We start from the raw sequence: 13,777 nt of genomic DNA on the forward strand, positions 1-13,777 counted from the left end.
GAGCTTATCCGCGAAAGGAGCGGGAACTTGGCCTACAAGACCATTCTGACGGTGCTGACCAGCGCCAGCCAAAAGCAGCAGCTCGAGGCCGCCATTGCTCTGGCGCGCCAGCAGGATGCGCATCTGGACGTATTCTGCCTTGGCGTCGATCATACCCAAAGCGGTTATTATTATGCCGGCGCTTCGGCCTATGTATTTCAGGAAGCCATCGACAAGGCGATGCAAGCCGCGGCCGAACTTGAACAGAAGGTCAGCGCGCGCCTGACCAACGAGGATATCCGCTGGTCCGTCGATTCGGCGGTTGCCCAGGTCGGCGGCCTGACCACGCTGATCGGCATGCGCGCGCGCTATTCCGATCTTGTGCTGCTCAATCGCCCTTACGGTCCCGACGCGACCCCGGACGCCGAGGCGGTGACCGAGGCGGCACTGTTCGAGGGCGGCGCGCCGGTGCTGATTGCGCCGGACGGGTTGGAGCGTCCCTTTGGGCGGCGCATCCTGATTGCCTGGAACCAGTCGAACGAGGCGATGACCGCCGTGCGGCGGGCGCTGCCGCTACTGATCGCCGCCGATGCGGTCGAAATCACCGTGATCGCCCCGTCGCCGCACGGTCCGGAGCGTTCGGATCCGGGCGGCGCATTGTGCCAGATGCTGACCCGCCACGGCGTCAAGGCCGAGATTGCGGTGCTGGCCAAGACCGAACCCCAGATCAGCGACATGATCATCCGCCGCGTGACCGAAATCGGCGCTGACATGGTGGTCATGGGGGCCTATGGCCATTCGCGCTTTCGCCAGGCGATCCTGGGCGGTGCCACCCGCAACATGCTGGAAAAGGCGCAGGTGCCGGTGCTGATGGCGCGATGACGGCTTGCGCGGCGGCGGTCAGCTCAGCGGACCGCCGTCGGCGTCGTCGCCGCTTTCCAGCACAAGGCGCTGGAACACCGGCACGATGACGCGGCGCTTGCCCTCAAGCTCGATCACGCCGTCGCGCTTCAGCGCGCTCATCTGCCGGCTGACAGTTTCCAGCGTCAGACCAAGATAGTCGGCCATAGCCTCGCGGGTCAGCGGCAGTTCCACCGCAATCCGCCCCTGTGGACGGCTGTTGATCAGCGCCGCTTCGCGCCGGGCCAGAATGACCAGCAGCGAGGCGATTTTCTCTCGCGCCGACTTGCGGCCAAGCAGCAACAGCCAGTCGCGCGCGGCATCCAGTTCGTCCAGCGTCATTTCCAGCAGCCGCGCGGCGATGCGCGGCCGGTCGCGCAGCAGCGATTCGAAGGGCTTGCGCCGAAAACAGCACAGCAGCAGGTCGCTGGTGGCGGTGACCGTATAGGCGGCACTGTCGCGGCCGGGCCGTCCCAGGAAATCGCTGGGCAGGATCAGCCCCACCATCTGCGTGCGCCCATCCTCGAGCTGCTGGGTCAGCCCCGCCATCCCGGACACCACCGAGGCGACAAAATCCATGTGATCGCCCGCCCAGACGACGGTCTGCCCCGCCTCGAAGCGGCGATAGAACTTGATCTCCTCCAACTCGGCGAGATCGTCCTCGCCACAATGCGCACAGACCGCGCGGCTGCGGATCGGGCAAATCTCGCAGGGGTGCTGCGAGGCAAGCGTGACGGCATCCGTTCGCATGTTGATCTGGGTCAATGTCCTGGCGCGTGTTCACAGGCAGGATAACCGCATGAAACAACAATCGCAACTTGAGCGTCTGGGACTTTTTGACGCGCGCGTTCCGCGCTACACCAGCTATCCCACGGCGCCGCATTTCAGCACGGCCGTCGGGTCGGCCGAATATCGCGCCTGGTTGGAGGCCATTCCGGCCGGTGCGGCGATATCGCTGTATCTGCATGTGCCGTTCTGTCGCCGGTTGTGCTGGTTTTGTGCATGCCGCACCCAGGGCACCCAGTCCGACGCGCCGGTCATCAGCTATGCCCAAAGCCTGATGAAGGAACTGGCCATGCTGCGCGCCGCCCTGCCCCAGGGCGTGCGCCTGTCGCGGCTGCATTGGGGGGGCGGCACGCCCACGCTGCTGCCCGCAGCCACCATCCGGCAGCTGGCCGAGGCGATATTCACCGCGCTGCCGCTTTGTGACGACGCCGAGTTCTCGGTCGAGATCGATCCCAATGAAATCGACAGGCCGCGCATGGATGCGCTGGCCGATGCCGGGTTGACCCGCGCCTCGATCGGGATTCAGGATTTCGACCCGCAGATCCAGCAGGTCATCGGTCGCGAACAGGGTTTCGACATCACCCGCCGCGCCATCGACATGATCCGCGATCATGGCATCGCCAGCGTGAATGCCGACATCCTGTATGGACTACCGCATCAGGATCAGGCCAGGATCGCAACCTCGGTGCAGAAGCTGCTGTCGCTGTCGCCGGATCGGGTTGCGCTTTACGGTTATGCGCATGTTCCCTGGATGGCCAAGCGCCAGGTGATGATCCCGACGGAAAGCCTGCCTCAGCCACAGGATCGGTTGGCGTTGTTCGACACCGCCCGGGCGCTGTTTCTGGCCGATGGCTACCAGGAAATCGGCATCGACCATTTCGCCCGTCCGGGCGACGGTCTGGCACGCGCCCAGTCGGCCGGTCAATTGCGCCGCAACTTCCAGGGCTATACCGACGATACCGCCGAGGTTCTGATCGGGTTGGGGGCCTCGTCGATCTCGCGCTTTCCGCAAGGCTATGCCCAGAATGCAGGCGCCACCGGAAGCTACCTGGCCGCGATCCGCGACGGACGGTTTGCCACACAGCGCGGCCATGCATTCTCGCCCGAGGACATCTGGCGCGCCCGCATGATCGAGGCGCTAATGTGCGATTTCGCCATCCGTTCGGCCGAATTCACCCAGCGGTTCGATCTGCCGCCGGCGCGGCTGGCGGCGCTGTTCGCCCCGGTGGTGCGGCGATTCGGCGACATGGTTGCCGCCGATGACGCAGGCTTGCGCATCCTGCCGCACGGTCGGCCACTGACACGCATGATCGCCCGCATGTTCGACTGCTACGATATGGCGCCCTCGGGCCATTCTGCCGCGATCTAGCCCGGCGCCGCCGCAGGATGGGGCTGATCGCTGCAGGGCTGGCCATCCTGTTCGGTTTCGATGGTGGCGTGATCGATACCGAAATCGTGCCGCAGCATGGCCTTGACGCGCCTGACGGTCGCCGCGGTATCGGTATCTGAATCGACCACCAGATGCAGCGACAGCGCGCTGCGGCGTTCGTCGATCTGCCACATGTGCAGATGGTGGGCCGAGACCACGCCGGGCAGTTCGCCCACCGCACGCAGCAGGCCGTCGGGATCCGCGCCCGCCGGCGCGCCCAGCATCAAGACCCGGATCACCGGGCCGATCTCGTGCCAGCAATGCCAGACGATCACCGCCGAGATCAGCAGCGTCAGAAAGGGATCGACCACCCGCCAGTCAAAGGCCCAGATCAGCACGCCCCCGACGATAACCGCCACCGAAACCGCCGCATCGGCCAGGTTGTGCAGAAAGGCGGCGCGAATATTGATGCTGCTGCGCGCCGCGCGCCAGACCAGCGCCGCCGTCGCCAGGTCGATCACCAGGGCCAGCCCCGCCAGCGCCATCACCAGTCCGGCCTGAACTTGCGGCGGCTCGATCAACCGGTTGACGGACTCGACCGCCAGCCAGATCGACACCGCGATCAGCGCCAGATAGTTCACAAAGGCCGCCAGCACCTCGGCCCGGCCCCAGCCGAAGCTCATCTGCGGGCTGGCCGGGCGCCGCGCCAGCCGGCGCGCGCCAAAGGCCAGCACCAGGGCCAGCGCATCGGAAAGGTTGTGCACCCCGTCGGCAATCAGCGCCGTGGAATCGGCGATCCAGCCCCCCAACACCTGCGCCAGGGTCAGGGCCAGGTTGACCACCACCGCCAGCAGGATCGCGCGATCGCCCAGGCCGCCGGGCATATGGCTATGGCCGTGATCATGATCGTGGCGGTGATGCGCGTGGGAATGCGCCATGTCTCAGACCTCTCCTGTCGGGCCGGTCAATGCGCCTCGGCCCAATTGGCGCCCTGACCGGCATCGACGATCAGCGGCACATCCAGCTGCACGGCGGGCTCGGCAGCGGTCTGCATCACCTGGCGGGCGGCGGCGATCAGCTCGTCTGCCGCGCCCGCCTCGACCTCGAACACCAGTTCGTCATGCACCTGCAACAGCATCCGCGCCGGCAGATGGGCGATGGCAGCGGGAATGCGGATCATGGCGCGGCGGATGATGTCGGCGGCAGCGCCCTGGATCGGGGCATTGATCGCCGCGCGCCGCGCACCGCCCGCGGCCGGTCCCGACTGGTTGATGCCGGGGGTGTTGATGCGCCGCCCGAACAGCGTGCGCACGAAACCCTGCTGCTTGGCCTGGGCCACGGTGCGGTCCATATAGGCGCGGATTTCGGGGAACCGCTCGAAATAGGTGTCGATGAACGCCTGCGCCTCGGCGCGCGGGATGCGCAGGTTGCGCGACAGGCCAAAGCTCGAGATGCCATAGATCACCCCGAAGTTGATCGCCTTGGCCCGGCGGCGGATCATCGGGTCCATGCCTTCGACCGGGACGCCGAACATCTGGCTGGCGGTCATGGCATGAATGTCGATGCCGTCGCGGAATGCCTGCTTCAGCGCCGGAATGGCGGCGACATGCGCCAGGATGCGCAATTCGATCTGGCTGTAGTCCAGGCTGACCAGCCGCATCCCGGGCCCGGCGACAAAGGCCTCGCGGATACGACGGCCCTCGTCGGTGCGAACAGGGATGTTCTGCAGATTCGGATCGGTCGAGGCCAGCCGCCCGGTCTGCGCGCCGGCGATGGAATAGCTGGTGTGGACGCGGCCGGTGTCGGGATTGACATGCAACGGCAAGGCATCGGTATAGGTCGACTTCAGCTTGGACAGCGCCCGCCAGTCCAGTACCCGCGCCGCGAGATCGTGGCCCTCGGCAGCCAGATCCTCGAGCACCTCGGCGCTGGTGGAAAAGGCCCCGGTCTTGCCCTGCTTGCCGCCCGCCAGGCCCATGCGGTCGAACAGCACCTCGCCCAGCTGTTTGGGGCTGCCGACATTGAAGCTGGTGCCGGCCAGCGCGTGGATTTCGGCCTCGAGCGCCGCCATGGCCTGGGCAAAGCTGCCAGACATGCGCCGAAGGTGGTCGGCATCGATGCGGATGCCGGCCATTTCCATGTCGGCCAGCACCGGGATCATCGGCCGCTCAAGCCGCTCATAGGCGGTGGTGACGCGCTCGCGGGACAGGCGCGGGCGGAAATGATGCCACAACCGCCATGTCACCTCGGCATCCTCGGCCGCATATTCGGCCGCGCGCGGGATATCCACCTCGGCAAAGCCGATCTGGCTCTTGCCGCTGCCGATCAGATCCTTGATCGGAAGGCAGCGGTGGTCCAGGTAGGTCTGCGCCAGCTCGTCCATGCCGTGATTGTGACTGCCTGCGTTCAGGGCATAGGACATCAGCATCGTGTCCTCGACCGGGGCCATGCGGATGCCGTGCCGGGCCAGAACCTTCCAGTCGTATTTGATGTTCTGGCCGACCTTCATCACCGCCGGATCCTCGAGCAGCGGCCGCAGGATCGCCAGGGCACGGTCCATCGGCACCTGACCCGCGACCAGCGCCCCCGAACCGAACAGATCGGCCTTGCCTGTGACATGGCCCAGCGGCAGATAGGCGGCCCGGCCCGGCCCAAGGCACAGCGACACCCCGACCAGTCCGGCCTGCATCTCGTCCAGGCCGGTGGTTTCGGTGTCGATGGCGACCAGTCCGGTTTCGCGGGCCTCGGCCACCCAGGCGGACAGCGCCGCCTCGTCCTGCAAAACGATATACGTGCTGCGGTCGATGGGCGGCAGCGCTGGCGCGGTGGCGGCGGCCGGTGCCGCTTCGGGCGGATTGGAGGGCGGCGTGGCCCCGAAGCGATCCGCGACCCGCGTTGTCAGGGTGCGAAACTCCATCCGCGTCAGGAAATCCAGCAGCGCCGCCGGCTCGGGGTCGCGGATTTCCAGACTGTCGAGCGAGAAATCCAGCGGCGTCTGGCAATCCAGCGCCACCAGCCGTTTCGAGATGCGGATCTGATCGGCATGCTCGATCAGCGTCTGCCGGCGCTTGGGCTGGCGAATTTCCTCGGCCCGCGCCAGCAGCGTTTCCAGGTCTCCATATTCTTCAATAAGTTGCGCGGCAGTCTTGATGCCGATTCCAGGGGCGCCAGGCACGTTGTCTGTCGCATCGCCGGCCAAGGCTTGCACATCGACCACCCGCTCCGGGCCGACGCCGAATTTTTCGCGCACCTCGTCGGGGCCGATGGGCTTGCCCTTGATCGGGTCCAGCATCTCGACCCCGCCGCCCACCAGCTGCATCAGATCCTTGTCGGAACTGATGATCGTCGCGCGCCCGCCGGCCTCGCGCGCCTGGCAGGCCAGGGTGGCGATGATGTCATCGGCCTCGTATCCCTCGGTCTCGATGCAGGCGATGTTGAAGGCCCGCGTCGCCTCGCGCGTCAAAGGAAACTGCGGGCGCAGATCCTCGGGCAGTTCGGGGCGGTTCGCCTTGTAAAGAGGGTAGATGTCGTTGCGAAATGTCTTGGAACTGTGGTCGAAGATTACCGCCGCGTGGGTGGGGGCGTCGCTGCCCTTGGCTTCCTGCACATATTTCCACAACATGTTGCAAAAACCGGCAACCGCGCCGATCGGCAGACCATCGGAACGGCGGGTCAGCGGCGGCAGCGCGTGATAGGCGCGAAAGATGAAGGCCGAACCGTCGATCAGGTGCAGGTGATGGCCCTTGCCGAATGTCGTCGTCATCGCACGCGTCCCTGTTCCTGCCTGATGCGCCCCTTACTGCCACGAAGAAGCGGCGTGGCCAAGGCCGGCGCGGATTGTGGCTGGCGAAGCGGATCAGTGATCGTCGTGGGCGTGTTCGCGATCGATTTCAAAACGCTTGTCGCAATAGCCGCATTCGACCCAACCGGTATCGCGCGGAATTGCCAGCCAGACCCGCGGATGGCCCAGCCCGCGGCTGTCGTCGCCATCGCAAGCCACCTTCCAGGTGGTGACGGTCTGGATCTCGGGGGCCGAAATGGTCATGGCAATTCCTTGAGCTTTGACGGCGAACGGGGTTAAACCGGCGGCGATCATAATGAACGGCGCGAGACGATGCCAGCCCCCCATGACACCCCTGCCCCGCAACAGAACGCCATCGAGATCACCGGCCTGACCAAGACCTACGCCGCCACCGCCGGCTCGGCCCCGAAACAGGCGCTGAAGGGGCTGGACCTGACAATTCCGGCGGGCTCGATCTTCGGCCTGCTGGGGCCGAACGGGGCGGGAAAATCGACCACCATCAACATCCTGGCCGGTCTGGTGCGCAAGACCGCGGGCAAGGTGGTGATCTGGGGCTTCGATCAGGACGTGAACCCGCGCCAGTCCCGCGCCGCCATCGGCGTGATGCCGCAAGAGCTGCACATCGACCCGTTCCTGTCGCCGCGCGCAAGTCTTGAGGTGCAGGCGGGCCTTTACGGCGTGCCCAAGGCCGAACGCTGGACCGACGAACTGCTGGAACTGGTCGGGCTGACCGATCAGGCAGAAAGCTATTCGCGCCATCTGTCGGGCGGCATGAAACGGCGGCTGCTGCTGGCCAAGGCGCTGGTGCATCGGCCGCAGATCCTGGTGCTGGATGAACCCACGGCCGGCGTCGACATCCAGCTGCGCGACATGCTGTGGCGCAATGTGCGACGCCTGAACGAAGAGGGCATGACCATCATCCTGACCACGCATTACCTCGAGGAAGCCGAGGAGATGTGCGACCGCATCGCCATCATCGATCGCGGCGAACTGGTGCTGTGCCAGGACAAGGACCGGCTGCTGGGCCAGGCCGATTCCAAGACGCTGGTGATCGACACCGGCGATGCCCGCACGATCCCGGCCCTGCCCGCGCATGTGCGCGCCGAACGCCATCCTGACGGGCGGCTTGCGCTGAGCTATGCCCCTTCGCGCGTGGCGGTCGATGCCCTGATCGACGCCCTGCGCGCGGCGGGCCTGCCGATCCGCGACATCGGGGTCGAGGCCCCCGACCTCGAGGATGTTTTCCTGCAACTGACCTCGGATGCGCCAGCGCGACAGGCCGGGGGCTGAGGCGGACTAAGGCAGGTTGACCATCCGCCCCATGGGTTGCCCGCCCAGGATGTGCAGATGGAAATGCGGCACCTCTTGCACGCCATCGCGTCCGGCGTTGGTGATGGCGCGGAAACCCTGGCCATGGTCCAGATCGACCCCCATGTCTCGGGCCACGCGCGCGACCGCACGGGTAAAGTCGACAATCTCGGCGTCCGAGGCATTGGCGGCGAAATCGTCATAGCTGACATAGGGCCCCTTGGGGATCACCAGCACATGGACCGGGGCCTGCGGGCGGATGTCGCGGAACGCCAGGCTGTGTTCGGTTTCCAGCACCGTGTCATTGGGGATTTCCCCGCGCAGGATGCGGGCAAAGATGTTGTCGGGATCATAGGCGGGCATCGGATCGCTCCTTAATCGCTGAACAGATGATCAGTACGGGCCAGGTCCAGCGCGACCTCGGCCGGGACATCCAGAAAACGCGCCAGCGCGGCCGCATTGTCCTGGGCGCTGCACCAGGGCGCAATCGTGTGCAAGGCATCAAGGTCCAGATCGCGCAGCCGCTCGGCCTCGTGCATCAGGTCGGCGCGCACGGTCGGCAACAACCGCTCGATCACCTCGGGCGGGGTCTGCGCACCCGCCAGGCCCACGCGGGCGATATGGCCGCGCAAATAGGCATCGTCAAAGCGCGAATCGATCAGCAGCAGGCGGGTTTCCACGCGATCCTTCATCAGATCCTGGATCAGGTGCAGCGCCGATGGATCCAGACACAGCGCCAGCCGATCGCTGTCGAAATGATCGAACAGCAGCCGGATCAGCGCGCGGCGGTGGCGATCGCGCTTTTCCAGCGTGGTTTCGACGCCGCCCAGATCGGGCAGATGCGCGGAAAGTTCGTTGAACAGGAAATCCACGGCCGGAATTGCGGTTCGGGCGCGTATCGCGGCGGTCAGGCGCTTGGCGACATGCCACTTCTTGGACACGATCAGCAACACGCTGCGACGGCCGGCCAGCGCGCCTTCGGTTTCCCAGAACCTCTGCCCGAAACGCCGTCCGACACGACCACGCCCGGTCAGAAAGCGGTAAAGCCCCGTCGCCTCGTTCGAGATCGGGAAATGCACGCCCCGCGCTGCCCACAGCGCGCCCAGCCGTTCGCGCAAGACCAACGCCTCGGGGCTGATCTTGCGCGCGAACAGGCAATCCTGACCAAGCAGCAGGTCGTAGTGGTCATTGTAGAAATTGACCGGCATGCCGTAGTCGGTAAACAGCAGATAGGTCAGCGTGCGCGCCCGTATCTCGCGCCGGGGCACCACATGCGGCACCACGGTCTGAAAGAAGGTTTCGTCCGGCACCCATGTCGTCGCGAAAAAGCGCATCACCTCGGGGCGGGCGGCGCAGAACTCGAGCACCTTTTCGATCGTGCGACGGCGCAGGCACCACCACTGCGAACCGATCATCACCTGGATGTCAGCCGGCACTTCGCGCTCGAGCCGCAGCCGCTTTTGCCAATCAAGACTGGCATAGAAACGCCGCGGCTGCGTGCGCTCGTTGAACCAGTGCCGATAGATCAGCCGTTCTTCCTTGAGCCCGGTCTTGATCCAGTCCGAGCCGAAGAAATCGACGTGTTCGATATAATCGCAATCGTCGCGGTCCAGCAGGGCATGGGCATATTCGGCCGATTTGATCGGCATGCAGTCGCCCGACAGCATGTAGAAATGCGTGGCGTCGGCAAACCGTTCCAGCGCGGCGCGCACGGTGGCGATGGTGGCGGCGACCAGCGACCATTCGCCCCAGCCGCATTTCCACCGCCGCGGCGCCAGCAGCACCGCCGGGTTGTCGACCAGGGCCGCGCGGATGCGGGCAAAGTCTCGGGCGGGCGAACGCGCATCGAAATGGATGGCAACGCAATCGCCCGCCGCGGTCAGACGCCGCGCCTGCGCGATCACCCCGTCGGGATCCTTGTGACACAGAAGGATGAAGGCGATGCGCGCCATGTTCTTGTCCGTTCCGCGCAGCCCGGTCACGCGGCAGGTTGCAACTGTCCCGTCGATTTGCTTTCTGTCCTTACCGATTTTGCCGGGCCGGGCAAGCCACCCCGGAACGCCCGGCCGCCGCCGCAGCTGCAAGGGACAGGAACGCATGGGTTTTCCCGGCACATGGATGACCGAAAGCGCAAGCATGATCTATCGCGTGGTGCCAAAATGCGCCTGCTCGACCATCGGGCAGATCATGTTCCATTCCGATCATGGCCGTTTTTTCGATGGCGACATTCATGACGCCACCACTGGCCTGCACAAATGGAGCCAGCCGGAAAGCCAGCCGCTGATCGAAGCTGCGGTCAAGGGCCGGCAAACGCTGACATTCACCTGTGTGCGCAACCCCTATGCCCGCATCCTGTCGTCGTTCTTCGACAAGATCGCCGGGATCCAGCGCAATGGCAGGCGCTATCGCGGCAATCTGGTGCCGCAGCTGGCGCAACGTTACGGCATCGACGTCGGCAGCCCCGAGAACGGATTTGACTTCGACCAGATCAAGAGCTTTCGCCGGTTTCTGCTGTTTGCCCGCGATACCATCCGCTGGCGCCGCCCGATGGAGCCGGACATCCACTGGTCGTCGATGTCGGGCCATATTTCGACCTTCATCGTCAACGGCGGCCGCTATGACCGCATCTTCTTCACCGAAAAGTTCAACGAAGGCATGCAGCAGGTGCTGGAGGCTGCCCCCGTGCGCGTGCCGCTGGACCTGGCGCAGGTGCCGCGGTTCAACGAATCCGAAGGCCACGGCCCCCGCCGCGCCCACAAGGTCAGCGATTTCTTCGACGATCTGTCGCAACATCTCATGTGGGAAATCTACAAGAAGGATTTCCAGCTGTTCCGTTACGATTTTGACGATCCCGACAACAAGCTGCCGCTGGGCGAAATCGACCTGGACGAGGTGCACGCAAAGCTGGGACGCTAGGGGGCGCAAGTTTCCGCTTGCGGAATCGTAGAATACCGCTATTTTCCCGCGCTCATTCGACCGGCGGGGGAATCCCGGACCGCGGCCCCGCTGAACGACCGTTTATCGTCTTGCGGCCCACGCTCCAGTGGCCTATGCCCGCCATCAGACCCGATAACGAATCCGGGGCCACCCAGCAGGGTTGCCCCCCGAACCTTGAGGTTGAGACATGGCCGTCCCTCAGAACCGAGTTACCCGCTCGCGCCGCAACATGCGCCGTTCGCATGATGCCCTGGTTGCCGGTAACCCGAACGAATGCACCAACTGCGGCGAGCTGAAGCGCCCGCACCACGTCTGCCCCTCGTGCGGTCATTATGACGGCCGCGAGGTCGTCGCGCAGGCCAATGAGGTCGATCTGGACGAAGACGCGGCCTGAGCCGACCGCGGAAATGACCTCGGCAGCGAATACGACCCTGCCGCGCGCCCTTGAATCCAAGGGCGGCGTGGTGATCTCTGTTGATGCGATGGGGGGCGACCGGGGTCCGGCCGCGGTGGTCGCCGGCATCGCTGCCAGCGCCGAGAAGAATCCCGACATCCGCTTCATCGTCCACGGTCCGGTCGACGAACTGCACCGCCTGATCGCCCGCCGGCCCGGTCTGGGCGAGCGCTGCGACCTGCGCGACGCCCGCGGCGTCGTGACGATGGACGACAAGCCCAGCCAGGTGCTGCGCAAGGGCGAAGGCACCTCGATGTGGTCGGCAATCGAATCGGTCCGTCAGGGCGAGGCGACTGTGGCCGTGTCTTGCGGCAATACCGGCGCATTGATGGCGATGTCGATGCTGCGGCTGCGCCGGCTGCCGGGGGTAAACCGCCCTGCCATCGCCTGCCTGTGGCCGTCGCGCAATCCGCAAGGCTTCAACGTCATGCTGGATGTCGGCGCCGATATCCGGGCCGATGCCCAGGACCTGCTGACCTATGCGCTGATGGGCGCATCCTACGCCCGCAACGGTTTTGGGCTGAGCCGCCCCCGGGTCGGCCTGCTGAACGTGGGAACCGAGGAGCACAAGGGCCGGCCCGAGCTGAAACAGGCTCATGAGCTGATGCCGGCCGCCGCCGCGGCGGCGAATTTCGACTATATCGGCTTTGTCGAAGGGGGCGATCTGCCTTCGGACCGGGTGGATGTCATCGTCACCGACGGATTTACCGGCAATGTTGCGCTGAAAACCGGCGAAGGCACTGCCAAGCTGGTGGGCGAGCTGCTGAAGGAAGCCTTCAACAAGTCGATCCTGTCGAAATTCGCCGCACTGCTGGCAATGGGCTCGTTGAAGCGCCTGCAAAAGCGCATCGATCCGCGCCGGGTCAACGGCGGCGTTTTTCTGGGGCTGAACGGCACCGTGGTCAAATCGCATGGCTCGGCCGACGCCACCGGCGTATCGGCGGCGATCAAGCTGGCATTCCAGCTGGCGCAATCGGGCTTTCAGGACCGGCTGGCGGCGCGGGTGGCGCAATCCGCCGCGGTCTGCGCCGGCGACGGCAAGGCAAGCGAAGGAGTGTCCTGATGCGGCGTGCGATCATCCGGGGAACCGGCCATTACCTGCCCGAACGCGTGGTCGAAAATACCTGGTTCGAGGACAAGCTGGACACCAGCGACGAATGGATCCGCGCCCGCACCGGGATCGAGCGGCGCCACTTTGCCGCGCCCGATCAGCGCACCAGCGATCTGGGACTGGCCGCCGCCCGCGCGGCGCTGGACAATGCCGACATGGCGGCCCAGGACATCGACGCCATCATCGTCGCCACCTCGACCCCCGACCTGACCTTTCCATCCGTCGCCACCATGGTGCAGGCCGGCCTCGGCATGAGGCGCGGCTTTGCCTATGACATTCAGGCCGTCTGCGCCGGCTTTGTCTATGCCCTGGCCAATGCCGATGCCATGATCCGCGCCGGACTGGCCGATCGGGTGCTGGTGATCGGCGCCGAGACATTCAGCCGCATCATGGACTGGACCGATCGCGGCACCTGCGTGCTGTTCGGGGACGGCGCGGGCGCCGTGGTGCTTGAGGCCACAGAGGCAGCCGGTTGCAGCGAAGATCGGGGCATTCTGGCCACGGATCTGAACAGTGACGGGCAGTTCCGCGATCTGCTTTATGTGGACGGAGGGGTTGCCTCGACGGGCACAGCCGGGCAGTTGCGCATGCAGGGTAATCTGGTCTTTCGGCATGCGGTCGAAAAGCTGGCGGACACCGCGCATCGCGCGCTGGACAAGGCCGGGCTCGGTCCAGCCCAGGTGGACTGGCTGGTGCCGCACCAGGCAAATCTGCGCATCATCGAGGCCACCGCCAAGCGCATGCAACTGCCGATGGACAAGGTCGTCCTGACCGTGGCCGACCATGGCAATACCTCTGCCGCCTCGATCCCGCTGGCCTTGTCGGTCGCCAATAGCGCGGGCCGCTTCCGCCCCGGTGACGTGCTGGTGGCCGAAGCGATCGGGGGCGGGCTCGCCTGGGGCGCGGTGGTCCTGCGCTGGTAGGCCCCAACCGCTCAGCTTTCGCCCATTTACTGCCCAGATGGTCGAATAATTTCGCGCAATTTCATGAATTTGGCGCCGATTCTTCGCGCCTGCCGGCTGCTGGTGCATTAGGGATGGCAGGTCTTTGCCAGTAAGGTGCGAAAATCATGGCAGAATTCTAGCCTCTGTGGAACGGAATCGGGTGCCAGTTGTTGACTTGACGCTGCAA

At 65.4% G+C, this 13,777-nt stretch carries 13 protein-coding genes; 7 read left to right on the forward strand and 6 right to left on the reverse strand.

All coding sequences use genetic code 11. The features are described 5' to 3' along the window. The first annotated feature begins 27 nt into the window (after window positions 1–27). Window positions 28–861 carry a universal stress protein gene (locus GB880_RS15050; RefSeq protein ID WP_154489876.1) on the forward strand — a complete coding sequence of 278 codons (834 nt, stop codon included), beginning with the start codon at window positions 28–30 and terminating at the stop codon, window positions 859–861. Window positions 862–879: 18 nt separating this feature from the next. Here GB880_RS15050 and fnrL read toward each other — a convergent pair whose 3' ends face one another. Then, window positions 880–1,629, reverse strand: a complete 750-nt coding sequence (gene fnrL, locus GB880_RS15055; protein ID WP_154489918.1) for a transcriptional regulator FnrL — start codon at window positions 1,627–1,629, stop codon at window positions 880–882. 49 nt (window positions 1,630–1,678) lie between these two features. On the opposite strand from fnrL, the gene hemN reads away from it, so the two are divergent. Next, entirely contained in the window at window positions 1,679–3,034 is a 1,356-nt protein-coding gene (hemN, locus tag GB880_RS15060) for an oxygen-independent coproporphyrinogen III oxidase (RefSeq protein ID WP_263467391.1), read from the forward strand. Here hemN and GB880_RS15065 read toward each other — a convergent pair. From GB880_RS15065 to GB880_RS15075, 3 genes are all read right to left on the reverse strand, one after another. Then, window positions 3,031–3,972 (reverse strand): cation diffusion facilitator family transporter, encoded by a 942-nt coding sequence (locus tag GB880_RS15065; RefSeq protein WP_154489878.1) that lies wholly within the window; start codon window positions 3,970–3,972, stop codon window positions 3,031–3,033. The two genes, hemN and GB880_RS15065, sit on opposite strands and share 4 nt — an antisense overlap. 26 nt (window positions 3,973–3,998) lie before the next feature. Continuing rightward, complete coding sequence (gene polA, locus GB880_RS15070; RefSeq protein WP_154489880.1) at window positions 3,999–6,797, reverse strand: DNA polymerase I; 2,799 nt, start codon at window positions 6,795–6,797, stop codon at window positions 3,999–4,001. A gap of 93 nt (window positions 6,798–6,890) precedes the next feature. Next, window positions 6,891–7,079 (reverse strand): zinc-finger domain-containing protein, encoded by a 189-nt coding sequence (locus GB880_RS15075; protein WP_154489882.1) that lies wholly within the window; start codon window positions 7,077–7,079, stop codon window positions 6,891–6,893. A gap of 69 nt (window positions 7,080–7,148) precedes the next feature. Here GB880_RS15075 and GB880_RS15080 point away from each other — a divergent pair, with 69 nt between their 5' ends. Beyond that, window positions 7,149–8,126 (forward strand): ABC transporter ATP-binding protein, encoded by a 978-nt coding sequence (locus GB880_RS15080; RefSeq protein WP_154489884.1) that lies wholly within the window; start codon window positions 7,149–7,151, stop codon window positions 8,124–8,126. A 6-nt stretch (window positions 8,127–8,132) separates the two neighbouring features. Here the strand turns inward: GB880_RS15080 and GB880_RS15085 are convergent, their stop codons facing one another. Together GB880_RS15085 and GB880_RS15090 are read right to left on the reverse strand one after the other, a co-directional pair. Beyond that, window positions 8,133–8,507 (reverse strand): histidine triad nucleotide-binding protein, encoded by a 375-nt coding sequence (locus GB880_RS15085; RefSeq protein ID WP_154489886.1) that lies wholly within the window; start codon window positions 8,505–8,507, stop codon window positions 8,133–8,135. A gap of 11 nt (window positions 8,508–8,518) precedes the next feature. Then, entirely contained in the window at window positions 8,519–10,096 is a 1,578-nt protein-coding gene (locus GB880_RS15090; protein WP_154489888.1) for a DUF5928 domain-containing protein, read from the reverse strand. 145 nt (window positions 10,097–10,241) lie between these two features. Here GB880_RS15090 and GB880_RS15095 point away from each other — a divergent pair, with 145 nt between their 5' ends. The 4 genes from GB880_RS15095 (at window position 10,242) to GB880_RS15110 (ending at window position 13,569) form a co-directional block, all read left to right on the forward strand. Then, complete coding sequence (locus GB880_RS15095; RefSeq protein WP_154489890.1) at window positions 10,242–11,060, forward strand: sulfotransferase family protein; 819 nt, start codon at window positions 10,242–10,244, stop codon at window positions 11,058–11,060. 208 nt (window positions 11,061–11,268) lie between these two features. Then, window positions 11,269–11,475: a 50S ribosomal protein L32 gene (rpmF, locus tag GB880_RS15100; RefSeq protein WP_154489892.1), complete on the forward strand. Its 207-nt coding sequence runs from the start codon at window positions 11,269–11,271 to the stop codon at window positions 11,473–11,475. A gap of 13 nt (window positions 11,476–11,488) precedes the next feature. Beyond that, window positions 11,489–12,598: a phosphate acyltransferase PlsX gene (gene plsX, locus GB880_RS15105; RefSeq protein WP_154489894.1), complete on the forward strand. Its 1,110-nt coding sequence runs from the start codon at window positions 11,489–11,491 to the stop codon at window positions 12,596–12,598. Beyond that, on the forward strand, window positions 12,598–13,569 hold the full coding sequence (locus tag GB880_RS15110) for a beta-ketoacyl-ACP synthase III (protein WP_154489896.1): 972 nt from the start codon (window positions 12,598–12,600) through the stop codon (window positions 13,567–13,569). The genes plsX and GB880_RS15110 overlap by 1 nt, the downstream gene beginning before the upstream one ends. Window positions 13,570–13,777 lie beyond the last annotated feature (208 nt).

Origin of the sequence: Paracoccus sp. SMMA_5_TC, from assembly GCF_009696685.2 — a bacterium.
GTDB lineage: Bacteria > Pseudomonadota > Alphaproteobacteria > Rhodobacterales > Rhodobacteraceae > Paracoccus.